This window comes from Natrinema sp. LN54, from assembly GCF_052439245.1.
Classification (GTDB): domain Archaea; phylum Halobacteriota; class Halobacteria; order Halobacteriales; family Natrialbaceae; genus Natrinema; species Natrinema versiforme_A.
In genome coordinates, this window is sequence record NZ_JBQVRP010000004.1 from 215,452 (window position 1) to 239,941 (window position 24,490).

Consider the following 24,490-nt stretch of genomic DNA (forward strand, 5'->3'; position numbering starts at 1 on the left):
TGCACTCCGGCGGTTAGGAGTAATCGAGACCGATCGTCTGGTCGTCGAGGACGTCCTGTCGAACGTCGACCATTTCGACATCCTCGTAGCTGGTCGGCCCTTCGACCTGCTCGGCGTTCGGTCCCGGCTGGTTTCCGAGATAGGTGACGTTCGGGTTCGTCCCGATGTCCTCGAGGAGTTTGAACTGTGATTCGGGGCCGTCAGCGAACGCCTCGAAGCGCTCCTGTGCGAGTTCCTCGCTCGGCCCCTGAAACTCCTCGTCGTCGCCGGGTTCTTCCCCGAGTTCGAGCCGGACGAGGATGTCCTGCGTCTCGAGGTCGAGTCCGCCGTCCTCGATCGCGCTGACGACGGAAAGCACCGTTTCCTCCTTGTCCGGCAGGCTATCGCCCGCTGGGGCCTCCTCTTCGTACTCCTCGGTCGTCAACTCGACCCCTTTCGCGAGGGCGACCGCTTCTTCGGTGAGGTCGTCGACGGCGTCGAGGACGGCGTCCAGATCGCCGTCGACGCCCTCGAGCGACGATTCGACCGAGTTCGGGGAGGGGAGTTCGGAGTCCATCCGGATGACCGTTCGGGCCCGGCTCGGGTTCTCCTCGTAGCGCTGCGGGTCGCTCGCGGGGTTGTTCTTGTCCCCGAACTGGATTACGTTCGGCGGACAGGCCTGCTCGCAGGCGGTCGTCCCGACGAGTTCCTCGCCCGCGTTACCGTCTTGGCGAGCCGGATCGAAGACGCACTTCGACATGACGCCCCGCGGCGCGCGCCGACTGACCGGCCGCCCGCGCTCGTCGTAGATCCCTTCGGGCTCGAGGTCCTCCCGCTCGACGTCGGGCTCGTCCCACTGGAAGTAGTTGACGCCGTAGGGACAGGCGACCTGACAGTACCGACAGCCGATACAGACTTCGTAATCGGTCAGGACGAGTCCGTCCTCGTCGCGCGTGTGCCGGGCGGTCGTCGGACAGACCTTCTCGCAGGGGGCGTCCGTGCAGTGCTGGCACGGCCGCACCAGATAGTTGAAATCCCGAACGCTGTCGAAATCGTCGGGGTCCGGCGACTCGACGTTGCCGTCCTCGTAGGCGAGGACGTACATCCAGTTCGCCCCGTCGTCCCACTGGTGTTCCTGATTGCAGGCGGTCACGCAGGAGAGACAGCCGTCGCAGTGCTCGAGGTCGATCGTCATCCCCCACTGGGTTCCTTCGGTCTCTTCGGTTTCGGTCGTCTCCTCGGCGGCGATATCGGCGGGCTCGCGGTTCTCTGCCGTGGCCCACGCCCCGAGTCCGAGGAAGCCGGCACCCGCGCTGGCTTTCTTGAGCATCTCGCGCCGGGACTCCTCGCCGGCACCCAATTGCGAGAGTATCGACCCCATCCCACCCTCGTCGACATCGTCCGGGCTGGCGATCGGCCGTTCGTCCTCGCCGAACTCCTCCATGACATCGTCGTGATACCGCTCGTGGAACTCCTCTTCCGCCAGTTCCCCCTTCGTCACTCGCATGGCGTCTTTCGCCATCTCCATCCCGAGTTCCGTATCGTACTCCGTGTCCGCCAGTACGTCCTCGAGTTCGTCCTGCCACGCCTCTCCGAGCGGATGAAACGCCTCCCCGTCGTCCCCCGGCTCGTCGTCGAAACTCATCGGTCCCACCGCGTCGCGGCTGTTGGTTCTCGAGTGGCGATCATTGTGGCTTGAGTCACTGCACATATCACTAGTATGGTCGTAGTGACCCTGCCTGCGAATGACGGGCAAGGGACCGCTCGCACGCTCGAAATACACTCCGGCCGGTTTCAGAACGGAGGTCGTGAGACGGCTCTCGAGCGGCAGGATACTCGAGAATCGTCCAAAACTCGGAGCGGATCCCGTTGTTCGCTGTTTACCGCCACTGTAACAGCGCCGAGAGGGAGATTCGAACCACGCCGAGACGGGCCGGGTCGCTCGCTGCGCTCGCTTCCCGGGCCGCGACTCGTCTCGTTCAAACTCCCTGCCGTTTTCCGACGAACGGACGACTCGCTGCGCTCGTCGGTTTTGTTCGTCGGAAAAGCGCCGAGAGGGAGATTTGAACTCCCGAGTCCGTGAGGACAGTAGATTTCGAATCTACCGCCTTGGCCGGGCTAGGCTATCTCGGCTCACTCCTATCTACCCGAGTGACGTTTTTACCCGTTTCGATTTTCTCGCTCCCTGTGATAGGTTCGCTCACGCCGATCGGGGTTGTGGTCCGCTCGAGGCTCGAGCGAACCCGCGCTCGCTTACCCCGTGTTCTTCATGCCGGCCGCGATTCCCTTGACCGTCAGTCGGAGCGTCCGCTCCTCGATATCCGTTCGGTGGTTCCGGTTGAGCAAGTGGACTTGGAGGACGTTCAGCGGGTCGACGTACGGGTTCCGGCGCTCCAAGTTCTCGCCGAGCCAGTCGCGGGTGTGCAGACGGTCGCGCTGCCCGATCTCGGTGATCAGGTCGGCGGCCCGCTCGTACTCGTCGGAGACGCGGGGGAAGAACCGCTCGCGAAGTTCCGGATCGGCCATCTCGGCGTACCGCTCGGCGATCTCGAGTTCGGTCCGTGACAGCGAGAGCGCGGCGTTGTCGAGGGTCGTCCGGAAGAACGGCCACTCGTCGTACATCTCTTGGAGCGTCTCCATCGATCCGCCGTCCTCGAGATACGCTTCCATGCCGGTCGCGATGGCGTACCAGCCCGGGAGGATACACCGCGATTGGGTCCACGAGAACACCCACGGGATCGCCCGCAGGTCCTCGACGGTCCGCTCACCGCTCCGGGAGGCCGGCCGCGACCCCAGGTCGAGGTCCTCGATGACCGTGATCGGCGTCGCTTGCTCGAAGTACTGGACGAATCCCTCGCTCTCGAGGAGGTCCCGATATTCCTGCCGAGCGGTATCGGCCATGGTCTCCATGGCGTCGACCCACTCCTCGTGAACCTCCTCTTCGGGTTGGTCGATCGCTTGTTTTCGCGCCCGAAGCTGGGCGTTGAGCATCTGTTCGATGTTGCGCTCGGCGATGCGGGGGTTGGCGTACTTCTCGGCGATGGCTTCGCCCTGTTCAGTGAACTTGACCTGTCCGGTCACCGTCGAATTCGGAAGCGCGAGCAGGGCCTCGTTCATCGGCCCGCCACCGCGCGAGATCGAACCGCCGCGGCCGTGGAACAGCCGCATCGTCACGTCGTGGTCGTCACAGATTTCTCCGAGGCGGCGCTGGTTCTTGTACAGCGACCAGTTCGCCGCCAGAAAGCCGTTCTCCTTGTTCGAGTCCGAGTACCCCAGCATGATCTCCTGGGTCTGTCCGCGGGCCTCGAGTACCTGCGCGTAGGCCTCGTTCTCGAACAGGGTACCCATGATCCGGCGAGCACCGGACAGGGCGTACTCGGTCTCGAGCAGCGGAACGATATCGATCCCCGCGTGCTCGGGCAGGGACACCACTCCGGCCTGATCGGCCAAGAAGAGCACCTCGAGGACGTGGCTGGGTTCCTCGGTCATCGAGATGCAGTAGGTGTCGATGGCGTGACTGCCGTACTCGGTCTGCCAGTCGGCGAGACTGTCGAACAGTCGGAGGACCCGCTCCGAATCGTCCGAGAGGTTCTCGGTGTCGCTCAGATCGATCACGGATTCCTCCTGCAGGACGGCATCGGTCAGGAACTCGACGCGTTCGTCCTCCGAGAGTCCGTGGTAGTCGATCCCTTCGGCCTCGAGGGCTTCCGCAATGGCGTCGGTGTGTTTCGCCTGATGCTCGCGCAGATCGAGGCTGGCGAGCGAGAAGCCGAACGTGGCGACCTGCCGGCGGATGGGATCGACGTGGGCGTCGACGACGCTCTCGGCTCCGTTGTTCCGCAGGCTCGTCGCGATCACCTCGAGGTCCTCGAGGAGGTCGTCGACATCGTCGTAGCCGCCCGGACGAACGTCGCCGACGCGGCGCAGGCGCTCGCGCATGAGTTTGAGTTTCTGCCGGTAGGGTTCGCCCGGATACCGCTCTTCGGCCGTGCGGGCGCTCCCGGGCAGTCGGTCGCGATCCGCCTCGAGGGAAGCCTGAAACGCCGAACCCGCGTCGATGCGGCTGCCGTCTTGGCTCAGCACTCCCGAGAGGCGCTTGAGCTGGGTTCGGTACTGCTCGACGATGACCGACCGCTGGCGCTCGAGTGTATTGGCGGTCACGTCGGGAGTCACGTAGGGATTCCCGTCGCGGTCGCTGCCCGCCCACGACCGGAATTCGAAGAGTTTCGGAATCTCGAGGTTGCCCGGGAGTTCCTCGTCGATGGCGTCGTCGAGTTCGTCGTAGACTTCGCCGACGACATCGAACAGCGTGTTCTCGAGATACCACTGGACGTTGCGCGCTTCGTCTTCGGGTTCGGGCTGGCGGTTGCGAACCTGTGGCGTCTGCCAGAGGCTGGTCACCTCGGCGTCGATGTCCCGCCACACCTGACTTTCTTCCTTATCGGTCAGCAGCCGCTCGTCTAACGTTTCGATGTACGTCGAAATCTCTCGGAGCTTGGATTTGACCGTCTTCCGGCGGGCTTCCGTCGGATGCGCCGTGAAGGTCGGCTCGATCAGCACGTCGTCGAGTACCTGCTGGACGGTCTCGATATCGGCCTCGCCGAGTTCCTCGGCTGCGGTCTCGAGGCTGTCGTCGAGGGTCCCCTCCTGAGACTCAGTCCGGATCGTCCGAACCCGCTCGCGCTCTTCGGCGAGGTTGATCAACTCGAAGTAGGTCGTGAACGCACGGGCGACGATCCGCTGTTGGTGTGGCGAGAGGTTTTCGAGTTCCGTAACCAGTGGATCTCGCGACTCGAGTTCGCCCGAACGGTACTCGATGGCGGCCTGTCGACACGACTCGACGGTATCGAACGCCCTGCGAGACGTTTGGTCCTCGAGAACGTCCCCGAGCAACGCGCCGAGTTCGCGGACGTCCTGTCGGACATCCCTGTTGTGAAGTCGCATATCATGGAGATATAGATGCCATGGTAAAAATCCCTCGCAGGAGCACTGATTCGCCCGTTCATCGCCTTCCATGATGATAGTTAGCAGGGTTCGACAGCCGACGAACGGCCAATGTCGGCTCGATAATCAGTGCGGCGAATCGGTACGGGAACCACTAGCTCGAAGCGAGATATTTACTACGAATGTAAATTACATCTCTCGTTGAACGAGTGATGGCTCGAGAAAATTCACGACTGCAGACCCTCATTCTATGCAATTAATCATCATCTTCACATCGAGGACGGAGCCGGATTCAGTTTATATCATGCTGTATTTTCTCGTACGGAAATCAGCCGCCACTCGCGTTCGAACTGAACGGTCTCGAGACGAGTCTCGAGCGCCACCACGGACGCCGACAGTCCAAGGGTCGTTACTCGTCGGTGTACTGCGCACAGACGCGGCGAATCCCCTCTTCGAAATCGATCCGGGGCTCCCAGCCGACTTCCTCGCGAATCTTCGAGGCGTCGGCACAGGTGTCGTGGACGTAGACCGAATCCGGGATCGGGTTCTCGACGTACTCCGGTTCCACCTCGGTCCCCAGTTCGTCGTTGAGCATCTCGACGACCGTGTTGAAATCGTAGGCGTCGCCGGTCCCGAGATTGTAGATGCCGTCGAGTTCCGCCGCACCGGCGGACTCGAGGCCGCGGACGATATCGGAGACGTGGGTGAAGTCCCGCGTCTGGGTGCCGTCGCCGTAGAGCACGGGCGACTCGCCGTTGGCGATGTCGTCGGCGAACTGCGCGATCACGTTGGCGTACTCGCCCTTGTGCTCCTCGGCCCCGCCGTAGCCCTGATAGACCGAGAAAAATCGCATTCCGGCAACCGACATGTCGTAGTGGTTCGAGAAGTACTCCCCGTAGCGCTCGCGCGCCAGTTTCGAGGCTTCGTAGCCGGTGTTGACGCTCACGTCCATCTCCTCGGGCGACGGCTCGGTGCGGCTGCCGTAGATCGACGACGTCGAGGCGTAGACAACCGTCTCGCAGCCCTCCTCTCGGGCCTGCTCGACCACGTTGACGAACCCCTCGACGTTCACTCTGGCACCCGTCGTCGGATCGTCCTCGTGCATCGCGTAGGAGGACAGCGCCGCCAGGTGAAACACCACGTCGACGTCCGTCGGCAGGTCGTCGTCCAGAACGCTCGCGTCGACGAACTCGACCTCGTCGGACAGGTTTGCCGGCGTCCCCAGATAACAGTCGTCGACGACGGTCACGTCGTTCGTCTCGGCGAGGTGATTCGCCAGATTCGAGCCGATAAACCCTGCGCCGCCGGTGACGAGAACGGTCTGCTCCTCGAGAGTCATACGGAAATCCCCTACCCGGCAACGAATAGATGTTGTGATACCTCGACTAGAACTGATGACGCGGCACCGAAGCCGACCCGCGGACTGCTCCCATTCTGCCTCGGCCCACAGGCTCTTGCCGATACGTACCACACCACACGGTTATGCGGTACTACGAGGATATCGAGGTCGGCGAAACCCACGAATTCGGCGAGTATCACGTCACGAAAGAGGAAATCCTCGAGTTTGCAGAACAGTACGATCCCCAGCCGTTTCACACCGACGAGGCAGCCGCCGAGGACTCGGCGTTCGGCGAACTGGTCGCCTCGGGCTGGCACACCGCCGCGATGTGTATGCGGATGCTCGTGGACGGCCCGATGCAAGACCGGGCCGGCATGGGTGCCCGCGGCGTCGACGAACTCCGGTGGAAACGGCCGGTCAGGCCCGGCGATACGCTCTCGATCCGCACCGAAGTCATCGACAAGCGCGTCTCCGAGAGCGACCCCGAACGGGGCTACGTCGATAGCCGCCTCGAGGGAGTCACGCAGGACGGAGACGTGGTCATCTCGTGGATCGGACTCGGCATGATCGCGCGCCGAAATCCGGGGGCCGACTGAGTCGTCGAGGAGAGCGCCGGTCGGAACGTATCGCGTTCGGACGAACCCGCGGTCGGAACCGTGTTCCGACCGATCGCCGCTCAGGAGCGGTGTATCTCGAGGTACGTCGTGTACTCCTTTCGAAGCAGTTTGTGGCGGTTCGTTTCGATCGCCAGCAGTTCGTGCTCGGTCTGTGCCGCCAGCTGCGAGTACTCGCGTTTCGCCCGCCGGTCCGTGCTCCGAACGCGAAGTATCGACCCGCTCTCGAGGTCCTCGAGCGCCCGCTGGACGCGAGCGATGCCGCTCGCACAGCCCCGGCCCCGGTTGTCGACCGTCAGATCGGGATCGACATCAGGGGCCGTCTCGGGGATTTTGCCCTCAGTCATCACCGTCTCCCCCGCTGGCGGTTCCCGATCCGGAACCAGTCTCCTCGAGCTCGCAGACGCCCTCGACGGGCGAGCAGGCCCGCCACATCGGACAGAGTTTGAAGATGACGGCCAACAGCCCGATGATGCCGATTTTTGCGAGGACGACCCAACCGACCGCCGTTCCCGCGTACGTTTCGAAGCGCACGCCGAGGACGGCGACGGCCTGATACAGTCCGGTCAGGAAGATGAGCGGGATGACGAACCGAACCGTCCACCGAAAGCGCTCGAGCTGGTCGCCCGCCGCTCGAACGACGGCCGTCGTCGGTCGCCTCTGTCCCGTCGGGACGGCGATGAAGATGTTCCAGACGGCGCCTCCGATCCACGCGACGAACGCGAACAGGTGTATCGTCCGGACGCCCGCCGTGACCGGGTCGAACCCGCGCAGACTCACCTCCGCGATTCCCGTACCCGCGACGACCGCCAGCGCGAGGGCCAGCGCGAGGAGACCGACCGGACTTCGAAACTGCGCCTCGGCGGCCGCCGAGCGCTGCGCCGTTACGGCAACCGTCCCGAGCCACGCTGCGAGCAGCGATCCCAACCCGACCGTGAGCGCCCCGGTTCCGAGCGCCGAGACGTACGCAGCGAGGACGATCGGGCCGGACACTGCGAGGAGAGCGACGGCACCGGTCGCGATCCGATCGAATCGCGCGTACATCTCGGCACAGTAGTCCCCGGCGTTCGCTCCGAGATCCCGCGGCCGCACGAAGCAGTGTTTCCAGACGAGGCCGCCGGTGAGCACGCCCGTCGCGACGAAGTACGACCACTTGGCGAGCGTGACGGCGATCGACTGGCCGCCGAACCGTCCGGACACCCACGTCCCGAGCAGCGACCCGGTCAAAATGACGGCGAGTGCGACCTTCGGCAGGAGGTATCTATCGAAGAGATCGGTCGAGACGGTCGTCCGAACGCCTGCCGGTGAATCAGACATGGCTGGTCACTCGCTCGAGGATTGTCGCTCACCGACGCTAAGTTCGATCGCGGACATATTCGCCTCGCGGTGCAGCCGGCGGACGAGCACTCCCGCTCACCCCCCGAACATCTCCGGAAACAGCGTTTCGGTCGGCCGAACCCGAGTTGTGGCGAGTGTCGATGGACCGATCAGCACCCGATTCCGATCGAACGACGGACAGCCGCTGGGAGCGGTCGTCCGGCGCGGACCGCGCGGAACCGATCGTCGAGCGCCGTCCGTACGTCGAACTCGCGCTCGAGCACCCGGACCTCGAGCCGACCGCGTACGGCGACTCGTTCTTTCCGGACGCGGTCCCGTACGCGCTCGAGGGCACCCATCGGGTCTTTTACTGGCGGCCGGCCCTCGAGCCCGGATCGGGCGAGCCGAGCGAGTGGAGCGGCGTCTGTGCGACGACAGAGTCGCTTTCGCCGGTCACGGCCCGAGCGTCGACCGATTTCGATCTCGTGTCGCGACGTGACGAGACGACGGCGGTGATCGTCGACGGGACGATCGCCGGCGATTCGACGCGGACGCTCGTCGAGTCCTACGCCGTGCCCGACGTTCGAATACGGGCGCTGTCTGAGTCGCGCCTCGAGTTGCTGGTCGACGGCACCGTGGTCGTCGTTCCAGCGGGGACGCGACGGCACGTCTCGATCGGCGAACGGACGGTGAACCGAGTCGACGGCGGGGGCGGCCCGACGGAGACGTCGCCCGAACTCTTCGTTCGGTTCCCCGGTGAACGAGAGCTACAGCATCCGGCGATCGGGGCGGACTACCGGTTGTTCCCCTCGTTCGGGCTCGATCTCGAGGCCGTTCCGTCCCCGCTCGCCGTCCCGACGGCCAACGGCGAACTCGATTACGAAGCCCTCGCGGCGTCGCTGGGCGTCGACCTCTCCGCTCGGCCCTATCCCGAACGCGTGCTCTGGCAGGCGTTTGCCTACACCGCGTTCGATCCGCACGCGGATTCGGTCCCGGCCCTCCGGCAGTTTCCGACGGGGCATCTCGCGCTCTCGGACGATCCGGATCGGCGCCGATGACGGATCGGCGGCCGGCCGTCAGCGGTCAGGGAGGAGAACTCGTCTCGGTCAGGACTGTACCGTGAGCAGCCGCTCCCGGACCGTCTCGGCGACATCGGTCAGGTGGACCTGTCCGAACAGCCCCACGAGGAGCGCGCCCAGCGAGTTGAACATCAGATCGCGGACCGTGTCGTCGAGCCCGTGCTGGGCCAGCGGCATGGTCAGGCCCGTCTCAGCGGCGAGGATGTCGAGCCCGAACTCGAACAGCTCCCAGATGACGCCGAAGGCCATCACGACGGCGAAGATGTAGACGAACGCGATCCGACTCGGGATGTGGATGTCGTCGACGTGGAGGTCGACCGCTCGAGCGGCCGTGTAGCCGACGCCGGCGACGAGCGACGCCGACAGCGCGTGCGTGAGGTGATCCCACCAGCCGATCTGTCCGTACAGCCCCGCCGACCCGAGCGTGTGGAGGAACACGGCGGACGTGATCCAGAGGGCGAGCCACGGGTCCAACGGCAGGTCGTAGTTGCGTTCCAACAGCGCTGGCAGGACCGTGATCAGGAGCGCGACGCTGCCGTTGACGATCGCCTTCGGTTGGCCGTCGAGGAGTCCGTAGCCGACGAGCGCGACCAAGACGAATTGCATCACCCGCGTGAGCCGTCGCTGGTTTCGAACCGAGGGCCGCGGCAGCCGCGTCATCGGCGCACCACCCGCCTGAGCGCGCGCCGGAGCTGTCGGTCGCGGCGTCTGAAGTAGGCGTCGAACAACATGCCGGCCGCCAGCCCGGCGACGGTCACGGAGAGCCACTCGGCCATCAACGCCTCGTTCGTCGAGAGATACGACGTGCCGAACGCCCGATCCAGGTTCCATCGGACCATGGTCCAGGCCGCGACCGACGCCAGCGTCGTCAACACGACGAACGCGATGGCGAACCAGTGGGTCACTTGCAGCGACGTGAACATGTGGAGCTCGACCGTGATGAGCAGCGCCAGCCCGGCGACAGCGAGGTAAGCGGCGAACGTGCCGACGCTGCCGCCGAACAGTCCCCGAACGAGGATGGGCAACGTCGCGATGACGAGCAACTCCCACGGCAACATGACGCGCCACTCGCCGTAGGCGACGGGCGGAATCAGAACGACCGTGCCGACCCCGGCGACGAAGACGAGCCACTGGCGGTCGAAATCGAGCGCGCTCTCGACGAACACCGTCGCGAGGACGCCGACCACCAGCCACGCGAGGAGGGCGTTCGTTCGACCGCTCCGAAACAGTCGTTCGAACACGTCCGCCGCCGCGTCCGCGCGGGGTTCCGGCGACACATCGCTATCGTTCCTCGGCATTTTCGGGTTCGACACACCATCGAGTCATAAATCCGCCGGTGGGCTTATCTCGCCGACTCCCCTTCGAGGTGATATATGATGCTCCCGACACACGCGCTGCTGGGGCTGGCCATCGCAGCGCCGTTCGTCGTCTTCGCCCCGGAACTCGCACCGGCGGCGCTCATCGGGGGGTTCCTCGGCGGCGTCCTCCCGGATCTCGATCTCTACGCGGGGCATCGGCGAACGCTCCACTATCCGACGCTGTACGTGGTCGCTGCCGTCCCGATCGCGATCGCGGCAGCGCTCATTGCAGCTCCGTGGCTCGTCACCGCCGCGTTCCTGCTCGCCGGGGCCACCCTCCACTGCCGGATGGATCGCTACGGCGGCGGTCTCGAACTCCGGCCGTGGGAGGGAACCTCCGACCGAGCGGTTTACGACCACGTGCGACGCCGCTGGCGAGCCCCGAAGCGCTGGGTTCGGTACGACGGTGCGCCGGAGGATCTGCTGCTCTCGGCGCTCGCCGGCGTCCCGCTGTGGCTGGTGCTCGAGGGCCCGTTCCGGTGGCTCGTCGGTGCCGCGCTGCTGGTCGCCGGGCTGTACGTTCTCCTTCGCCGGCGGCTCGCGAACGCCGCGCCGGTCGTCTTCGGCGCCGTCCCCGAGTCCGTCGACGACTACGTTCCGAGCCGATACAAGCAATAGAGAGTACTAGTACGATCACCGGACGCCGTCCCACGGCCGCGACGCCATGCCATCGCCGGGACGGGGTCCGACGGCCGCTCACTCGACTTCTTGACCCTGACGCGGAACGTACACGTCGCGTCGATTCCAGAACGGATCGCTCGCCGACTCTCTTGCCGCTAGATCATACCACTGTCTCAGTGAGAACTACCAGAGACTTTACCCTGCAAGACGGTGACTCATACTCGAACGACGATGAGGGAGGGTGCAATCAGCCTTCGCAGCCGGACCCAAAATACCGCTCTGACGGTAGTGCTCCTCATCGGGGGGTACGTGCTCCCGTTCATCGCGGAACACCTGAACGGCCCCCGCGGGGTCGGTGAAACGCTGCTGTTCTTGCTCGGACACACGTACTTCCACTTCTATCTGCTCTGTGTGGCCGTGACGGTAGTCGTGATGGGAACGGCGTGGTACCATCTCGAGGCGCGACCGCTGGCCTGCAACTACGCGCTCAGTGGGATCGGATACGGACTCGTTACTGGGATCGTCTTCTCCGCGTTCTACGTAGTGTTCGGCACACAGATCTACTCGTTCGTAATGAACGAAATCTACGTGGCGATACTGCTGGGGATCGGGTTCGTCGTCGGATCGGTCACAGGGGTGTTACGTCGCTACACGATCGGGTATCGGTCCTGAGGTCGAACTGGCAGTTGAGATACCGACGGCCTCTGAAAAGTGATTGGTGGCGAACGGATACGATCGGTGCTGTTGCCGGCGCACCGGTGCCCAGTTCGGTGCGGATGCGCTTCTCAGCGTCGAATTTGCCGATACGCCGGGGTTGCGTGAGTTCCATCAGCGCGTAGCGGGTGTCGGGGGACACCATCGCTCAGGCGGTCTTGGTCGGGATGGTGCCATGTGAGGTCGTCTCGATTCGTCGGGTTGACGAGGTGTCGTTCATCGATGCCGACGATGGCGTGCCCGCTAAGGTTTTGGATACGGCTTGCTCTTATAGCACGGAAATCGTCTGAACCCTTCGAAAACAGCAGTATGCTCCGACTGGGATTCGAACCCAGGTCATTGCCGTGAGAGGGCAATATGATTGGCCGGACTACACCATCGGAGCGGCTTCGTCTCCATCCAATCGTAGCGCAGTACGATGTTTAAGGATTCCGTTTCGTCTCGAGAGTGGCGGACAGTCCCATGCGAGAACCGATCAACGACGGGATACCGGTGCGGCGATCACTCGTCGAACGGCGACTTCGTCGCTTCGGGTTCGAAGCCCTCGAGGCTGATGATGTTCTCGCGGCCGACGCGGAGTTTGCTGATGGTGCCGTCGTCTTCCATGTCCGAAAGCAGCATGCTGACCTTGGACTTCGACCAGCCGGTTTCGTCGACGATGTTGACCTGTTTCATCCGGCCGCCGTTCTCTCGGATGAGTTTGACGACGCGGTCCTCGTCGGTCATGAGCGCATCGTCGGTGAGGGGTGCCGCGTCATCCGAGTCGGGGGTCGCGTCGGCGTCCGGTGTGGACGCGCCGGCGTGAGTTGCGGCGGGCGGTCGCGTCGACTCGGACGAGCGTTCGGCCGCGCCGGCGCCACCGGCCGGATCGTCGGCACCGGGACCGTATCGTCGATACCAGACCACGGCTGCGATCCCGATCCCGGTCACGAGGAGCCCGGCGACGAGATACCAGACGATGTCGGCACCGGTCATCGCCGTAATCGGGTCGCCGCTCCCGCTGCCGGCCGCGGCACTGTCGGGCCGCTCGAGAACCGCACGCGGGCGGCCGTCGACGAACTGCTGTTGACCGTTCCACTGGACGGAGTTCGCCGACTCGAGCGAGTTCCCTGCGTACTCCCCGTTCGGTTCGATAGAGCGGAAGGTGAGGTCGCCGCCGGCCTCGTAGGCGATCGCCTGACCGGGCGGCAGGTAGAGGTCCTGGAAGACGTCACCCGCGACGACGGTCCCGTCGTTGACGGCCGCGAACCCGTTCCAGGTAAACGACATCTCGATGACCCCTCGCTTGCTCGGCCACTCCTCAATCCGGGCGGACCGCCGGAAGTTCGTCGCCTCCATCTCTCGGTCGGTCTCCGCCGAACCGGCCTCGGTCAGCAACTGTGACCGGTTGATGAACTGATCGTAGAGGCCGGTTTCGTTCGCTTCGAACCGCTCGATGAAGGTCTCGAAGTTCGCTTCGGCCTCCGTCTCGTTGTCTTCGTTCGCGAAGTGGCGTTCGTACCGGAACGTCCACGTCGCGCTGCCGTTTTCGTAAATCGTGATATCGAACGTCCGATTGTCGAAATTCTGGGCCTCTTGTGAGACGAACGGACTCGAGTCAGCAGCGTCGGCCGTCGTCTCGACCTGTCTCTCCGCGAGAGCGGGCTCCGTCGCCGACGGGTCGGTCGGTCCGGCCGTTGCCGAGTCGACCGATCCGCTGATACCGGCAACGGACGCGAGGATGACGAGAACGACGAGTCCGACGGAGACCGGCCGATTCATTCGTCTACCACTACGTGCCGGAGCTAAAAATGCTTGTGAATACGTGGGTCGATCGAAATAGACGCCGCTCTGCGATATTTCCTGCGTTTCAGGTCGTCAGGGTGGTGTTTTCCGTTCAAACACGTTTGCCGTCCGCCGTCGACCGACCTGTGTCGATACCCACAAATCGGTCGACCGCGTATCGATCGCCATGATCACTAATCTCGCGGGGAACGTGCAAGCGTTTACCAGCAACGTCTTTCTGGTGACCGGCGACCGGCCCGTGCTCGTCGATACCGGGGCGAACTTCGACGTCGTCGACGCCGTCCGTTCCGAGGTCGACGACCTCGAGGCGGTGATCCTCACGCACACGCATCGCGACCACGTCGGCAATCTCGAGGCGGTCAAAGACGCCTTCGGTGTCGACACGTGGGGGTACGACGCCTCGATCGAGGGCGTCGATCACGCTATTGCCGACGAGGAGACGGTCCGGTTGGGCGACCACGAGTATGTCGCGCTCCACACGCCCGGCCACAAGGACGACCACCTCTGTTTCCACTCCGAGGCGGCAGGGGTCCTGTTCGCGGGCGATCTGATCTTCCAGAACGGGAGCTTCGGCCGCACCGATCTCGAGGAGGGCGATCGGGCGACCCTGATCGAGAGCATCGACCGCGTGCTCGAGCGGATCGACCCGGAGCTCGCGGAGATGCATACCGGCCACGGGCCGAGCGTGACGAGCGAGCCCTCCGATCACGTCGAACTCTCGGCACAGATGGCGCGTCAGTCCTGAGTCGGACCACACCGGGGAACCGTCTCCACAGTCCGGCGTTTCTCTCCGCTCGCGAGCGGAGACTCCGGATTCGGTCCGGTTAGCGCTGCGCGGCGGCGTCGAGGACCGCGTCGTAGGCGTCGGCGTACGCGTCCGCGATCCGCGCGGGGTCGGTCCGGGCGTCCTCGCCGAGGGCCGGAAGCGACACCCGCTCGAGCGGATCGAGGTAGTCGAGGGCGTCGCCGACGCGCTTCTCGACGGCCCCGTCTCTGGGGCTCGAACTCGCGATCTCGCAGGCCCGATAGTAGCGGTCGCCGGCGTAGGTCCGCACGCGACCGGGTTCGACGGCCGCGACTGCGGCGACTGAGGACGGATCGAGCGCCTCGAGCGGCCGCGCGATGTCGCTGTAGGACTCGACGACGGCGACGTCTTCCGACTCGATGTCGGCGGCCAGTCGCTCGAAGGCGGGGACGTACCGCTGCCGAGCGAGGTCGTTGAACTCGTCGACGGTCTCGACGGGAATCGCGTCCTCGAGCGGGAGCGCCTCGGCGACCGCGTCCGGGATCTCGGCGGTCTCGTTGCGGACGAACAGCGGGTCGTCGCCGTCGCGACCGACGCGGTCGACGAGGAACTCCCTGTCGGCGCGTCCGAGCAGCCCGCTGTCGCCGCCGGGGGCGGGCTGCCACAGCCGGTGGACGGGATTGAGTCGCTCGGGCGGGCGGTCGCGGCCGTCCGCCGCCGAGAGCCGGGCCGCGTCCTTGCCGTACAGTCGACCGTCGGCGAGCGCTCGCCGGCAGTCGTCGTGATCGAACCAGAAGTCGTTGCCGGCGCGGGGTTTGTAGCCGACGGCCCCGGTTCGCTCGAGCAGGCCGGCCGAAAACGTGGTCTTGCCGGCGTCGACGCGGTCGGCACCGACCACGAGGAGGATCATTCTTTCAGGCCGTAGTAGCCGGGTTCGTCCTCGTCTCGCGGCTCGGCGACCACGAGGTCGTCCGCGTTGGTCATGACCCACGGGATCGCCCAGTCGAGCAGGATGTCCTCGGTCTCGGGGTCGAGTTCGGCGTCGGGCTCGACGCCCTGCAGCATGCGGGCGATCTCGTAGACGGTGTACATCTGGTCGTCCTCGAACAGTTCCGCCGGCGTATAGAAGTCACACGGCGGCAGCTCCTCGAACTCCGATTTCGGGACGGGCATACCCCTCCGTACCGCGGGCCGACGCCTAAATGATTCGTTCGCGCTCGAGATCGCGCGCCGTTACTCGTCTCGCGTGCCGCCGTCCAGATAGTACCGGATCCGATCCCGGCTCGACTCTGCGACTTTCACGAACTCGATGACCCGCTCGCCGTCCTCGAGCCGATCCGACTCGAGGTCGACGGTGAGCGACTGCTCGCGGAGGTGCTCGAGGAGCGCGTCGATCGCGTCGGGATCGCCCCTGACCGTGTGCCGTTCGCCGATCGTCTCGCCGTCTGCCACGTCCCGAATGGTCGAGACCATCGGCTCGAGGATCGACTCGCCGAGATCGTGTGCTCGCTCCCGGAGGCGATCGTCGTCCTCGTCGAACTCGGCCGCCTGAAACGCGTCTCGAACGATTCGAGAGAAGACGAAGTCGCGGCCGTGCTCGAACGGCAGCGAGAACGCGTAGGCGAGTTCCTCGCGGTGCTGGGACGCCGTCGTGTACTTGACCATCGACTCGCCGTCGCCGGATTTCATCACGACGCCCTCCCGACCCGCTGCCTCGAGATCGTCGATCGCATCACCGACCGTCTCGACCGCGGCCGACGGCCCTACCCGTCCGAACTGGCGCGGTTGGCTGAACCCGTACTCCGCACAGAGCGACCGCCGATCGGCCACGGCGAGGGGGTCGCCGGACTCGCGGACGCGGACGTCGAACACCCGGAACTCGTGGGAGCCGACGCCCTCGTAGTCGTGGGTCGTGTAGGGCGTCTCGGGCCCGATCAGTTCGGTACAGAGGGTCTTTTCCGGGTGATCCGCGAAGAACTCCTCGAGCGGGAGTAGATCGCGCGCCCGCGAGGTCGTGTACGGACAGACGTAGCCGCTTCTGGTGAACGCGAGAGGTGCACTTTCCTCGCCACCGGGGACCGCGATCCGGACGTTGAACCCGTCCAGTTTCTCCTCGATCGCGACTGTCTCGTTCTCCGCGAAGAACGAGGGGATACCGGGATCGAGCACGAGGATCCGCGACACGCTCGGATAGCCTCGGACGACGCTGTCGGTGTCCGCGACGATGACGGTCCCGCGCTCGACGCCGTGGCGGGCGGCGGTGAGGACGTAGTGCGTCCGGCCGGCTACCGACCGCTGCTCGAAGTGCTCGAAGAGGTCGGCCGGGTCCTCGGCGGTCGCCTCGAGCCGTTCGAGGTAGTCCTCGCGGTCCATACGTCGTCCGACCACGTTGCCGCTGAAAAACACCGGGCCGATCCCGATCGTCGATCGGTTCGATCGCGGCCGCCCCGGAGTTCGGCGGGATGAGGCCTATGTGCGTTCCCGCCGAAGGCGCGACTATGCCCGGGGAACTGCCGCGCCAACAGTTCGTCCTCGACACGTCGCTGTTCATCACCGAGGAGATCCGGCGGGACGACGAGTCCCTCGAGGCGGCCGTCGTCCGCCTGCTCGATCTGGTCGCGACCGCTCGGCTCGAGCTCAACATCTCCTGTTACGTGCCGCCCTCGATTCACGACGAACTCGCGACGATGTTGCGCGAACGGGATGTCGACGAGGCGGTGTTCTCGCGGCTCGATACGTGGGTCGTCCGCAAGAGTCCCGACCGGTACGGCATCACGATTCCGGCCAACATCGTCTACAACTTCATCGACGAGATGAGCGACCGGGTCGATCGCGGGCTACGCGTCTCCGAACAGGCGATCCGCGAGGTCGAACAGCTCGATCCCGAAGCGCTCGCGGCCGAGCCAGACACCGACGACGGACGCGAGGAGTACATGACCGACGCCGATCGGATCCTCTCGAACATGCGGGACAAGTATCGTCGGGCGCTCCGGCAGGGCGTCCTCGATTCCCGGGAGGACTTCGACCTGCTCGTTCTCGCGCGGGAACTCGACGCCGGCGTGGTCACGGAGGACCGGGGCATCATCTCGTGGGCCGACGAGTTCGGGCTGCGGTACGTCCGCGGCGGGCAGTTCCCGACGCTGCTCGAGGAGTACCTCCGGGCGGCCGGCGTCGACGACGAGACGTAAGGGGCCTGCAGACCGCCCTCGAAGCACACCGGCCGCTACGGCTCGAGTCCCCGTGCGAGCAGTTCGACGGGATGGGCAGGTCGGTCGTAGCCCTCGAAGTCGCCCACCTGCGTTCGACAGGAGGTGCCCGGCGCGACGACGATCGACTCGCCGTCACCGTCCGCCCGCCCGGCCGCACTGGCCTCGAGTTCCTCTCGGAGCAGCGAGCCGATCGCTTTCGAGAGCTCGTAGTGTTCGGCCTCGTAGCCGAAACTACCCGCCATACCACAGCAGCCCGAATCGACGGGGTCGACGGTGTATCCGGCCCGTCGGAGCACGCCGACGGCGTGATGGTCCGCGCCGCGGGCTTTCTGATGGCAGTGGCCGTGGAAACTCAGTCGCGTGTCCGCGTTCTCGGACTGGGCGAACGGCAGGTCCTCGTCCAGCCGCCGCTGGTCGACGTACTCGCAGACGCCGAAGGCGTTCGCCGCGAGGAGTTCGACCCGCTCGTCCGCGAGCAGGCTCCGGTACTCGTCGACGACCATCGCCGCGTCGGAGGGCTCGACGAACAGGACCGCCCAGCCGCGCTCGAGGTACGGCTCGAGGTCCGCGAGCAGTTCCCGGCCCTGCTCCGCCGCTACGTCGAGCATGCCGGTCGAGTAGGCCGCCCGACCGGTCGGACCCAGATCGGGAACCGCGACGCGGACGTTCGCGGCCTCGAGGACCTCGACGGCGGCCTTCCCGAGTTCGGGGGTCGAGTAGTTCGTCTCCGTGTCGGGAAAGAGGACGACGCCGGCCGTCGCGTCTTCGGCGGCGACCTGTGGCCCCCCTCGCTGCCGGAACCAATCGACTAGCGACTCCCGCCGGAACGTCGGCAGCGTGCGATCGGCAGCGATTCCGACGGTCTTCTCGAGCGCCGTTCGCACACCCGGAAGCGTCGTTGCACGGTTCGCGATCGGCGCGAACGCGCTCCCGACCGCGGCGAGCCGGTCGACGTTCGCGAACAACCGTTCCCGCAGGCTCGTCCCCTCGCGGTCGTGGTACTGGTGTTTCACTTCGGCCTTGAGCTTCGCGAGGTCGACCCCGGTCGGACAGTCGCTCTGACAGCCCTTGCAGCCGATACAGAGGTCGAGCACCTCGTCCTGAAACCGCTCGCCGTAGCGTTCCTCGGGGTCGATCTCGCCGCTGATCGCCGCCCGAAGCAGGTTGGCTCGCCCCCGCGTGGTCGCGATCTCCTCCTCGGTCGCCCGGTAGGTGGGACACATCACGTCGCCGTCGGTCTGCCGGCAGGTGCCACAGCCGTTACAGAGTTCCACGAGGTCGGCAAACCCGCCCTCGTCGTCGAAGTCGAGCGTCGTCCGGGGCTCGAGCGCGGCGTAGTCCGGCCCATACCGGAGGTGGTCGCGGATGTCCGTGGGGTCGTCCTCCAGATACACGACCTTCCCGGGGTTCAGCCGCCAGTCCGGGTCGAACGCCGATTTGAGGTCCTGAAAGGCAGCCCAGATATCCGGCCCGTACAGCTTGGGGTTGAACTCCGTCCGCGCGAGGCCGTCGCCGTGCTCGCCCGAAAAGGAGCCGTTGTGTTCGCGGACGAGATCCGTGACGTCGTCGGCGATCGCGCGCATTTTCTCGACATCGTCCTCCGTCTTGAGGTTCAGGACCGGTCGAATGTGGAGCGTGCCGACCCCCGCGTGGGCGAAGTAGGCCGCCGTGGTGTCGTGGTCCTCGAGAATTTCCCGAAATCCCGCGACGTACTCGGCGAGTTCCGCCGGCGGCACGGAAGCGTCCTCGACGAACGGGTACGGTTTCGGATCACCGTCCATGCTCATCAACAGCGGGATGGCGGCCTTCCGGAGCTTCCAGAGCGTGTCCTGTTTCGCCGGCGAGAACGCCTCGATCGAGTCGAACGCCGCCCCGCCGTCGACGAGACCCGCCGTCGCGGCCGCGATCGCGTCCGGCAGGTCGTCGACGACTTCCGAGTCGAACTCGAGCATCAGCGCCGCCTCGGTTCCCTCGGGAATCGGCTCCGCGTACTCGGCGTACTCCGCCGACTCCGCGGCTAACCGGAACACCTCGTCGTCCATGAGTTCGACCGCGCTGGCCTCGAGCGCGAGGGCGTCGGGGACCGCGGCCAGCGCCTCGAGCAAGTCGTCGTAACAGTAGACGCCCAGTGCGGTCTCGTCGGGTCGGGTCACGAGCGAGAGCGTGGCTTTGACGACGACGCCGAGGGTCCCCTCCGCGCCGACGAGCAGTTTCGAGAGGTTGAGTACCCGGTTCCCTTCGGGGTCCTCCCGGATCACTTTCTGGAGGTTGTAGCCGCTGACGCTCCGCTTGAGATCCGGATACCGCTCCTCGATCTCCGCCGCGTTGTCCTCGACGAGTGCGCGTACCGTCCGGTAGATTTCGGCCTCGCGGTCGTCCTTCGAGACGATCCGGTCCCATTCGGGGCTATCGAGGACGACGTCTCGAGTGCGGATCAGCGACCCGTCGGCGAGGACGACCTCGCACTCCTCGACGTAGGCGTCCGTGATTCCATAGCGTACTGAGTGCGCGCCCGTCGAGTTGTTCCCGATCCCGCCGCCGATCGTCGCCCGGTTCGACGAGGCCGGATCGGGGGCGAACCGGAGGCCGTGGGGCTCGAGTGCGCCGTCGAGGTCGTCCTGGACGACCCCCGGCTGAACGACGGCGGTCCGTTTCTCGGGATCGATAGCCTGAATCTCGTCCATATGTCGCGACAGATCGAGGACGACACAGCCCGGCCCGACCGTCTGTCCGGCGAGCGAGGAGCCGGCCCCCCGCGGCAGAACCGGCGCGCCGTGGTCGGCCGCGACGCGCATCGCCGCACGGACGTCGTCGGTATCCCGCGGGAAGACGACGCCCGCCGGCTGCGCGCCGTAGATGCTCCCGTCGGTCGCGTAGAGGACCCGCGTGTACTCGTCGAACCGCACGTCGCCGTCGCAGGCGGCCCGAAGGTCGGCCGCGAGCGCCTCGCCGTCACCGTCTGATCCCGTCTCGAGCGGTGTGCCCCGTCGCTCTCCGTTTCGATCCTCGACCGTCGCGTCGACGCTGCTGTCCTCGGCAGCCATATGCGATGATTCATCGTGACACACGCAGTTAAACCGTGGTACCCGATCACAGTACGTGCGGTGTCGGACCACAGGTCAAGTTCTCGAGAGGACGAAGGAACAGCCAACGAGTTCCTCGAGCGAGACGGTGAGACCGACCGCTATCGGCGGTATCCACCACCGGACTCCAAAAAAGTCGAGATAGACAACTCGTCGCGTCTACTGCCGGTTATATCACTCGAAGTGATCGAGACACGTCTGGTACTCCTCTTCGGCCTTCTCCCAGTTGACGACGTCGAAGAAGGCGTCGATGAAGTCCCCGCGGTCCGGACCGTAGTCGTAGTAGTAGGAGTGCTCCCAGACGTCCAGCGCGAGCACGGGATGTGCGCCCCAGAGCGCGCCCTGGTCGTGCTTGTCGACCGCGATGTTGCGAAGTTGCTTCGCGACGGGGTCGTAGACCAGCAGCGCCCAGCCACCGGCGGCACCGGCTGCCTTCTGGAACTCGCCCTTCCAGCCCTCGTAGGACCCGAAGTCCTCCTCGATGCGATCCGCGAGATCGCCGTCGGGTTCGCCGCCGCCGTTCGGCGACATGTTCTCCCAGAACAGCGTGTGGAGATAGTGACCACAGCCGTTGTGGGTAACGTCCTTGAGGGCACCGGGCGTCGAGCTATAGTCGCCGTCCTCACGGTTCTCGGCGAGGGTCTCCTCGGCCGAGTTGAGGCCGTTGACGTAGCCCTGATGGTGCGTATCGTGATGCCAGGTCAGTACCTGTTCGGACAGTGCCGGTTCGAGCGCGTCGTAATCGTACGGCAGTGGTGGAAGTTCGTGATCAGTCATAGTATGCACCTCACGTCCTGTATCGGTATCTCGCCTGTTAAGTTTTGAGGAGTGGGACGATATCACACCTCACAAAGACACGGCCGCTCCGTCATGCGATTTACCGACACGTCACTGGTTCCACCACGGACTAGGTCTTAAAGCTTTCAGCGGCTCCCGGCCGGTATCCCCACTGTCGTATCGATCACCGCTAGCCGCCCCGTCGGACTACTTGATTTCCTTGTGGTGTGCGTGTTCGAGCCACTCCTCGAGCGACGGTTGACTCCAGTATCGAACCGTCTCGCTCCGCTGATCGTGTTCGAGGATCCCCGCGTCCTCGAGTTTCGGAAGGTGAATGTGCTGGAGTTCCGTCCGGACGCCCGTTTGACCGGCGGCCGAGTCGGCCACGGTAATCGGTTCCGCTGTATCCCCCTCGTCGCCGTCTATCGTCCGTTCGAGAGCGATAACGTTCTCGGCGAGGTTTTCGACCGTCGCGACACCGTCCGGCCGGTCGTTCAGGTAGTAGAGCGCGTACCGCCGCCGACTGTTCGAGAGCAGTTCGAAAACGAGATCGAGCGACGGCGTCGCATCCCCCGTCACTGCCGCCGCCTCGCCCTCCCGTTCACGCATCCACGAACCACCTACCGTATGTTACCATTCGAAACCACCAAGCGATCCTACTACAGCCCTCACATTAGACCTTACGTCTCCCTAGAAATATACGTGTGTTAAATCCGATATTATTCTCGACACGTGAATAGTGACGCGTCGATAGCTCGACGAACAGCAGTTTCCGGACCGGTCGCTGTGGCTGTGCTCGAGATTGAATCGGCGGCACTCCGAACACTCGTGTCCGATACCGATCGTTCGGTTACAATAAAACGGTTTTCAGGCCGTCGAGAAGCTTACTCGTAGAGCCACTCGGCGTCGTGCTGATCGTAGTCGATCAGTTCGTCGTCGTCGAAGTGGATCCCGATTTCGCGTTCGTTCGCGCCCTCGTCCTCGTGGTCCGCCGCGTGAACGACGTTCCGACCGAGATCGAGCGCGTAGTCGCCCCGGATCGTGCCGGGTTCGGCCTCGAGCGGGTCGGTCTCGCCGATCATCTGGCGGACCTGTCGGGTCGCGTCCTGGCCCTCCCAGACCATCGGGACGACCGGTCCCGAGGTGATGAAGTCGACGAGGTCGTCGTAGAACGGCTTGTCCTCGTGTTCACCGTAGTGTTCTTCCGCTCGCTCGCGGGGCATGTTCTCGACTTTGATACCGACGAGCTTGAGCCCGCGGTCCTCGAGCCGAGAGACGACTTCGCCCACGAGTCCGCGCGCGAAGGCGTCGGGCTTGACCATCACGAAGGTTCGCTCGTGATCGCTCATGCTTCCTCGGCTTCGGTTTCCTCGGTCTCGTCGGCGGTTTCGTCCCCGGCGGGAACGTCTTCCTCGTCGTCGACCGCTTCGGTCTCCGTTTCGAGGTCCTCGTCTTCGTCGGCCTCGACCTGCTCGGTCTGGTCGGCCTCCTCGTCAGCAGGCGTGTCGGCCTGTGCGGGACCCTTGCCGCGACGACCTTCCTCGGTCCACTCGAGGTCGCGCGGTTCGCGCCCGAGCTTGTAGTTTTTCTCCGCCTTGGAGTCGACGAAGTGGAGCACGCTGCCGTCGTTTCTGACGTACATGATGCCCGTACCGGGTTCGATCTCTTCGCCCGTGTAGTCGCAGGTTCGTTTCTCGACCATTATTGTCCTCCGATGGAGTCGGCCTCGCGGGCGGTCTCGCGAAGCTGGAGTACGTCCCCTTCGCGGACCGGTCCGAGGCAGTTCCGGGTGATGATGCGTCCCTGATTCTCGCCCTCCTTGATCCGGCATTTGACCTGCATGGCTTCGCCGTGCATGCCGGTCTTGCCGACGATCTCGATGACCTCGGCGGGCGTAGAGCCGCTTTCTTCCTCTTCAGCACTCATCTCTGATCACCTCAGTCGAGGTCCTCGAGCTTACTGGCGATGTCCTCGACGTCGTCGTCTGCCTCGCCGGCGTCGACGACCGCCGCGGCGGCCGAGCCGACCTCGAGGCCGGCCGCGTGGCCGACGTCGTCTTGGGTCTCGATGAAGACGACGGGAATACCCTTCTCGTCGGCGAGCTCGGGCAGATGCATGACGATCTCCTCGGGGGAGACGTCCTCGGCGACGTAGACGAGCTCGGCGTTGCCGCGCTCGATCGCCTTCGTGGTTTCGTTCGTTCCTTTCTTTACGCGTCCGGTGTCTCGTGCGACCTCGAGCGCCTCGAGAGCGTCGTCGGCGAGGTCGGCTGGGATGTCGGTATTGACGTAGACTGACATTGGTTGTTCACCTCTCCTACACGTGGGCTCGCGCTCCCCTGCCGTCCGGGCACTGGGTACCCGTGCCGGACCGATTCCGGCGGAAGTCCTGTGAAGCTAGGAGCATCATCAACCCCGCGTAGGGTGTACACTCGAATAGCGCTGCCCCCCTTAAAAGCGTGTTCAAACGCACGAGGCCGTGGGATACCACCGCACGGCCAGATAGTCCTGCTCTATCCCGAATGATCAATTCTGTTTCATATGCTCCTCGATGCCCGCCTCCAGTTCTCGTCGCAGCGTCTCGGCTTCGTCCTCGTCGTAGTCCGTGTGGTACTCCTTCGACACGCCCTCCCGTGCGAGGTTGTAGTGCAGGTCGGGCGAGACGTCGTGGTGATCGAGACACTGCTTTGCGCATTCCAGCGGGCAGCCGTCGATGACGACGATCTCCCGTCCGGACGTCGCGGTATCGACCAGCGGAGCGATGTCGCCGCCGACCCCGGCGATACACGACATCTCGGCGACGCCGTCCCTGTCCAGCGAGACGGCCAGATCGTTCGCCATCTGCGCTGCGCTCGAGCAGCCCGAACAGGAGTACACCAGCGGGCGATCGTCGGATGCGTCTGTCATACCGAAATCCCCGCTCGAGA

Annotated in this window: 25 protein-coding genes and 2 tRNA genes; 6 read left to right on the plus strand and 21 right to left on the minus strand. The window is 65.0% G+C overall.

Annotated elements, in window-relative coordinates; translation table 11 throughout:
* Positions 1 to 13 precede the first annotated feature (13 nt).
* From ACT4ML_RS13505 to ACT4ML_RS13520, 4 genes are all read right to left on the minus strand, one after another.
* Entirely contained in the window at positions 14 to 1,624 is a 1,611-nt protein-coding gene (locus tag ACT4ML_RS13505; protein WP_444721340.1) for a 4Fe-4S ferredoxin N-terminal domain-containing protein, read from the minus strand.
* A 403-nt stretch (positions 1,625 to 2,027) separates the two neighbouring features.
* Positions 2,028 to 2,112: transfer RNA gene (locus ACT4ML_RS13510), tRNA-Ser, on the minus strand.
* A 120-nt stretch (positions 2,113 to 2,232) separates the two neighbouring features.
* The gene (ppc, locus tag ACT4ML_RS13515; RefSeq protein WP_444721341.1) at positions 2,233 to 4,923 is read right to left on the minus strand and encodes a phosphoenolpyruvate carboxylase; all 2,691 of its coding nucleotides are present in this window, start codon (positions 4,921 to 4,923) and stop codon (positions 2,233 to 2,235) included.
* 409 nt (positions 4,924 to 5,332) lie between these two features.
* Complete coding sequence (locus tag ACT4ML_RS13520) at positions 5,333 to 6,262, minus strand: NAD-dependent epimerase/dehydratase family protein (RefSeq protein ID WP_444721342.1); 930 nt, start codon at positions 6,260 to 6,262, stop codon at positions 5,333 to 5,335.
* Between the two features lie 143 nt (positions 6,263 to 6,405).
* Between ACT4ML_RS13520 and ACT4ML_RS13525 the strand changes: the two genes are divergently transcribed.
* Complete coding sequence (locus ACT4ML_RS13525) at positions 6,406 to 6,858, plus strand: MaoC family dehydratase (RefSeq protein ID WP_444721343.1); 453 nt, start codon at positions 6,406 to 6,408, stop codon at positions 6,856 to 6,858.
* 80 nt (positions 6,859 to 6,938) lie between these two features.
* Here the strand turns inward: ACT4ML_RS13525 and ACT4ML_RS13530 are convergent, their stop codons facing one another.
* Together ACT4ML_RS13530 and ACT4ML_RS13535 are read right to left on the minus strand one after the other, a co-directional pair.
* Positions 6,939 to 7,223, minus strand: a complete 285-nt coding sequence (locus tag ACT4ML_RS13530; protein ID WP_444721344.1) for a sulfurtransferase TusA family protein — start codon at positions 7,221 to 7,223, stop codon at positions 6,939 to 6,941.
* On the minus strand, positions 7,216 to 8,193 hold the full coding sequence (locus ACT4ML_RS13535; protein ID WP_444721345.1) for a hypothetical protein: 978 nt from the start codon (positions 8,191 to 8,193) through the stop codon (positions 7,216 to 7,218). The genes ACT4ML_RS13530 and ACT4ML_RS13535 overlap by 8 nt, the downstream gene beginning before the upstream one ends.
* A gap of 161 nt (positions 8,194 to 8,354) precedes the next feature.
* Between ACT4ML_RS13535 and ACT4ML_RS13540 the strand changes: the two genes are divergently transcribed.
* On the plus strand, positions 8,355 to 9,251 hold the full coding sequence (locus ACT4ML_RS13540; RefSeq protein ID WP_444721346.1) for a hypothetical protein: 897 nt from the start codon (positions 8,355 to 8,357) through the stop codon (positions 9,249 to 9,251).
* Positions 9,252 to 9,299: 48 nt separating this feature from the next.
* Here ACT4ML_RS13540 and ACT4ML_RS13545 read toward each other — a convergent pair whose 3' ends face one another.
* Positions 9,300 to 9,932, minus strand: a complete 633-nt coding sequence (locus ACT4ML_RS13545; RefSeq protein ID WP_444721347.1) for a hypothetical protein — start codon at positions 9,930 to 9,932, stop codon at positions 9,300 to 9,302.
* Positions 9,929 to 10,570 (minus strand): hypothetical protein, encoded by a 642-nt coding sequence (locus ACT4ML_RS13550; RefSeq protein ID WP_444721348.1) that lies wholly within the window; start codon positions 10,568 to 10,570, stop codon positions 9,929 to 9,931. The genes ACT4ML_RS13545 and ACT4ML_RS13550 overlap by 4 nt, the downstream gene beginning before the upstream one ends.
* Positions 10,571 to 10,645: 75 nt before the next feature.
* Between ACT4ML_RS13550 and ACT4ML_RS13555 the strand changes: the two genes are divergently transcribed.
* The gene (locus tag ACT4ML_RS13555; RefSeq protein ID WP_444721349.1) at positions 10,646 to 11,248 is read left to right on the plus strand and encodes a metal-dependent hydrolase; all 603 of its coding nucleotides are present in this window, start codon (positions 10,646 to 10,648) and stop codon (positions 11,246 to 11,248) included.
* Between the two features lie 234 nt (positions 11,249 to 11,482).
* Positions 11,483 to 11,923 carry a hypothetical protein gene (locus ACT4ML_RS13560; RefSeq protein ID WP_444721350.1) on the plus strand — a complete coding sequence of 147 codons (441 nt, stop codon included), beginning with the start codon at positions 11,483 to 11,485 and terminating at the stop codon, positions 11,921 to 11,923.
* 352 nt (positions 11,924 to 12,275) lie between these two features.
* Here the strand turns inward: ACT4ML_RS13560 and ACT4ML_RS13565 are convergent.
* Together ACT4ML_RS13565 and ACT4ML_RS13570 are read right to left on the minus strand one after the other, a co-directional pair.
* Positions 12,276 to 12,350, minus strand: a tRNA-Glu gene (locus tag ACT4ML_RS13565).
* A gap of 116 nt (positions 12,351 to 12,466) precedes the next feature.
* Positions 12,467 to 13,726, minus strand: a complete 1,260-nt coding sequence (locus ACT4ML_RS13570; protein ID WP_444721351.1) for a helix-turn-helix transcriptional regulator — start codon at positions 13,724 to 13,726, stop codon at positions 12,467 to 12,469.
* A 190-nt stretch (positions 13,727 to 13,916) separates the two neighbouring features.
* On the opposite strand from ACT4ML_RS13570, the gene ACT4ML_RS13575 reads away from it, so the two are divergent.
* The gene (locus tag ACT4ML_RS13575) at positions 13,917 to 14,495 is read left to right on the plus strand and encodes an MBL fold metallo-hydrolase (protein ID WP_444721352.1); all 579 of its coding nucleotides are present in this window, start codon (positions 13,917 to 13,919) and stop codon (positions 14,493 to 14,495) included.
* 79 nt (positions 14,496 to 14,574) lie between these two features.
* Here ACT4ML_RS13575 and ACT4ML_RS13580 read toward each other — a convergent pair whose 3' ends face one another.
* The 3 genes from ACT4ML_RS13580 to ACT4ML_RS13590 are packed head-to-tail and all read right to left on the minus strand — an operon-like array spanning position 14,575 to position 16,868.
* Positions 14,575 to 15,405, minus strand: a complete 831-nt coding sequence (locus ACT4ML_RS13580; protein WP_444721353.1) for an ATPase — start codon at positions 15,403 to 15,405, stop codon at positions 14,575 to 14,577.
* Complete coding sequence (locus ACT4ML_RS13585) at positions 15,402 to 15,668, minus strand: DUF5827 family protein (RefSeq protein WP_006432521.1); 267 nt, start codon at positions 15,666 to 15,668, stop codon at positions 15,402 to 15,404. Before ACT4ML_RS13585 ends, ACT4ML_RS13580 begins: the two co-directional genes overlap by 4 nt.
* Positions 15,669 to 15,728: 60 nt before the next feature.
* Positions 15,729 to 16,868: an RNA ligase gene (locus tag ACT4ML_RS13590; protein ID WP_444721354.1), complete on the minus strand. Its 1,140-nt coding sequence runs from the start codon at positions 16,866 to 16,868 to the stop codon at positions 15,729 to 15,731.
* A 125-nt stretch (positions 16,869 to 16,993) separates the two neighbouring features.
* Here ACT4ML_RS13590 and ACT4ML_RS13595 point away from each other — a divergent pair, with 125 nt between their 5' ends.
* The gene (locus ACT4ML_RS13595; protein ID WP_444721355.1) at positions 16,994 to 17,683 is read left to right on the plus strand and encodes an RNA ligase partner protein; all 690 of its coding nucleotides are present in this window, start codon (positions 16,994 to 16,996) and stop codon (positions 17,681 to 17,683) included.
* A 35-nt stretch (positions 17,684 to 17,718) separates the two neighbouring features.
* On the opposite strand, the gene ACT4ML_RS13600 is transcribed toward ACT4ML_RS13595, so the two are convergent.
* From ACT4ML_RS13600 to ACT4ML_RS13635, 8 genes are all read right to left on the minus strand, one after another.
* Positions 17,719 to 20,748 (minus strand): FAD-binding and (Fe-S)-binding domain-containing protein, encoded by a 3,030-nt coding sequence (locus tag ACT4ML_RS13600; RefSeq protein WP_444721356.1) that lies wholly within the window; start codon positions 20,746 to 20,748, stop codon positions 17,719 to 17,721.
* Positions 20,749 to 20,961: 213 nt separating this feature from the next.
* Positions 20,962 to 21,564 (minus strand): superoxide dismutase, encoded by a 603-nt coding sequence (gene sod / locus ACT4ML_RS13605; RefSeq protein ID WP_444721357.1) that lies wholly within the window; start codon positions 21,562 to 21,564, stop codon positions 20,962 to 20,964.
* A 207-nt stretch (positions 21,565 to 21,771) separates the two neighbouring features.
* Positions 21,772 to 22,173, minus strand: a complete 402-nt coding sequence (locus tag ACT4ML_RS13610) for a DUF7344 domain-containing protein (RefSeq protein ID WP_444721358.1) — start codon at positions 22,171 to 22,173, stop codon at positions 21,772 to 21,774.
* A gap of 275 nt (positions 22,174 to 22,448) precedes the next feature.
* The gene (gene ndk, locus ACT4ML_RS13615) at positions 22,449 to 22,913 is read right to left on the minus strand and encodes a nucleoside-diphosphate kinase (RefSeq protein WP_138244937.1); all 465 of its coding nucleotides are present in this window, start codon (positions 22,911 to 22,913) and stop codon (positions 22,449 to 22,451) included.
* Positions 22,910 to 23,266: a 50S ribosomal protein L24e gene (locus tag ACT4ML_RS13620; protein ID WP_444721359.1), complete on the minus strand. Its 357-nt coding sequence runs from the start codon at positions 23,264 to 23,266 to the stop codon at positions 22,910 to 22,912. Before ACT4ML_RS13620 ends, ndk begins: the two co-directional genes overlap by 4 nt.
* Positions 23,266 to 23,490 carry a 30S ribosomal protein S28e gene (locus tag ACT4ML_RS13625; protein WP_006064297.1) on the minus strand — a complete coding sequence of 75 codons (225 nt, stop codon included), beginning with the start codon at positions 23,488 to 23,490 and terminating at the stop codon, positions 23,266 to 23,268. The genes ACT4ML_RS13620 and ACT4ML_RS13625 overlap by 1 nt, the downstream gene beginning before the upstream one ends.
* Before the next feature lie 11 nt (positions 23,491 to 23,501).
* The gene (gene rpl7ae / locus ACT4ML_RS13630; RefSeq protein WP_006432515.1) at positions 23,502 to 23,864 is read right to left on the minus strand and encodes a 50S ribosomal protein L7Ae; all 363 of its coding nucleotides are present in this window, start codon (positions 23,862 to 23,864) and stop codon (positions 23,502 to 23,504) included.
* Positions 23,865 to 24,089: 225 nt separating this feature from the next.
* A complete protein-coding gene (locus ACT4ML_RS13635) occupies positions 24,090 to 24,470 on the minus strand; it encodes a putative zinc-binding protein (RefSeq protein WP_444721360.1) in 381 nt (126 codons plus the stop codon).
* Between the last annotated feature and the right edge of the window lie 20 nt (positions 24,471 to 24,490).

Bases quoted from the DNA above. Each gene is read 5' to 3' on its own strand.
- ACT4ML_RS13595 (WP_444721355.1), top strand. From the start codon at position 16,994: ATGCCCGGGGAACTGCCGCGCCAACAGTTCGTCCTCGACACGTCGCTG.
- ACT4ML_RS13590 (WP_444721354.1), bottom strand. From the start codon at position 16,868: ATGGACCGCGAGGACTACCTCGAACGGCTCGAGGCGACCGCCGAGGAC.
- ACT4ML_RS13560 (WP_444721350.1), top strand. From the start codon at position 11,483: ATGAGGGAGGGTGCAATCAGCCTTCGCAGCCGGACCCAAAATACCGCT.
- ACT4ML_RS13530 (WP_444721344.1), bottom strand. From the start codon at position 7,223: ATGACTGAGGGCAAAATCCCCGAGACGGCCCCTGATGTCGATCCCGAT.
- ACT4ML_RS13625 (WP_006064297.1), bottom strand. From the start codon at position 23,490: ATGAGTGCTGAAGAGGAAGAAAGCGGCTCTACGCCCGCCGAGGTCATC.
- ndk (WP_138244937.1), bottom strand. From the start codon at position 22,913: ATGAGCGATCACGAGCGAACCTTCGTGATGGTCAAGCCCGACGCCTTC.
- ACT4ML_RS13580 (WP_444721353.1), bottom strand. From the start codon at position 15,405: ATGATCCTCCTCGTGGTCGGTGCCGACCGCGTCGACGCCGGCAAGACC.
- ACT4ML_RS13555 (WP_444721349.1), top strand. From the start codon at position 10,646: ATGATGCTCCCGACACACGCGCTGCTGGGGCTGGCCATCGCAGCGCCG.
- ACT4ML_RS13545 (WP_444721347.1), bottom strand. From the start codon at position 9,932: ATGACGCGGCTGCCGCGGCCCTCGGTTCGAAACCAGCGACGGCTCACG.
- rpl7ae (WP_006432515.1), bottom strand. From the start codon at position 23,864: ATGTCAGTCTACGTCAATACCGACATCCCAGCCGACCTCGCCGACGAC.
- ACT4ML_RS13535 (WP_444721345.1), bottom strand. From the start codon at position 8,193: ATGTCTGATTCACCGGCAGGCGTTCGGACGACCGTCTCGACCGATCTC.
- sod (WP_444721357.1), bottom strand. From the start codon at position 21,564: ATGACTGATCACGAACTTCCACCACTGCCGTACGATTACGACGCGCTC.
- ACT4ML_RS13540 (WP_444721346.1), top strand. From the start codon at position 8,355: ATGGACCGATCAGCACCCGATTCCGATCGAACGACGGACAGCCGCTGG.
- ACT4ML_RS13525 (WP_444721343.1), top strand. From the start codon at position 6,406: ATGCGGTACTACGAGGATATCGAGGTCGGCGAAACCCACGAATTCGGC.
- ACT4ML_RS13585 (WP_006432521.1), bottom strand. From the start codon at position 15,668: ATGCCCGTCCCGAAATCGGAGTTCGAGGAGCTGCCGCCGTGTGACTTC.
- ppc (WP_444721341.1), bottom strand. From the start codon at position 4,923: ATGCGACTTCACAACAGGGATGTCCGACAGGACGTCCGCGAACTCGGC.
- ACT4ML_RS13505 (WP_444721340.1), bottom strand. From the start codon at position 1,624: ATGAGTTTCGACGACGAGCCGGGGGACGACGGGGAGGCGTTTCATCCG.
- ACT4ML_RS13575 (WP_444721352.1), top strand. From the start codon at position 13,917: ATGATCACTAATCTCGCGGGGAACGTGCAAGCGTTTACCAGCAACGTC.
- ACT4ML_RS13610 (WP_444721358.1), bottom strand. From the start codon at position 22,173: ATGCGTGAACGGGAGGGCGAGGCGGCGGCAGTGACGGGGGATGCGACG.
- ACT4ML_RS13570 (WP_444721351.1), bottom strand. From the start codon at position 13,726: ATGAATCGGCCGGTCTCCGTCGGACTCGTCGTTCTCGTCATCCTCGCG.
- ACT4ML_RS13550 (WP_444721348.1), bottom strand. From the start codon at position 10,570: ATGCCGAGGAACGATAGCGATGTGTCGCCGGAACCCCGCGCGGACGCG.
- ACT4ML_RS13600 (WP_444721356.1), bottom strand. From the start codon at position 20,748: ATGGCTGCCGAGGACAGCAGCGTCGACGCGACGGTCGAGGATCGAAAC.
- ACT4ML_RS13635 (WP_444721360.1), bottom strand. From the start codon at position 24,470: ATGACAGACGCATCCGACGATCGCCCGCTGGTGTACTCCTGTTCGGGC.
- ACT4ML_RS13620 (WP_444721359.1), bottom strand. From the start codon at position 23,266: ATGGTCGAGAAACGAACCTGCGACTACACGGGCGAAGAGATCGAACCC.
- ACT4ML_RS13520 (WP_444721342.1), bottom strand. From the start codon at position 6,262: ATGACTCTCGAGGAGCAGACCGTTCTCGTCACCGGCGGCGCAGGGTTT.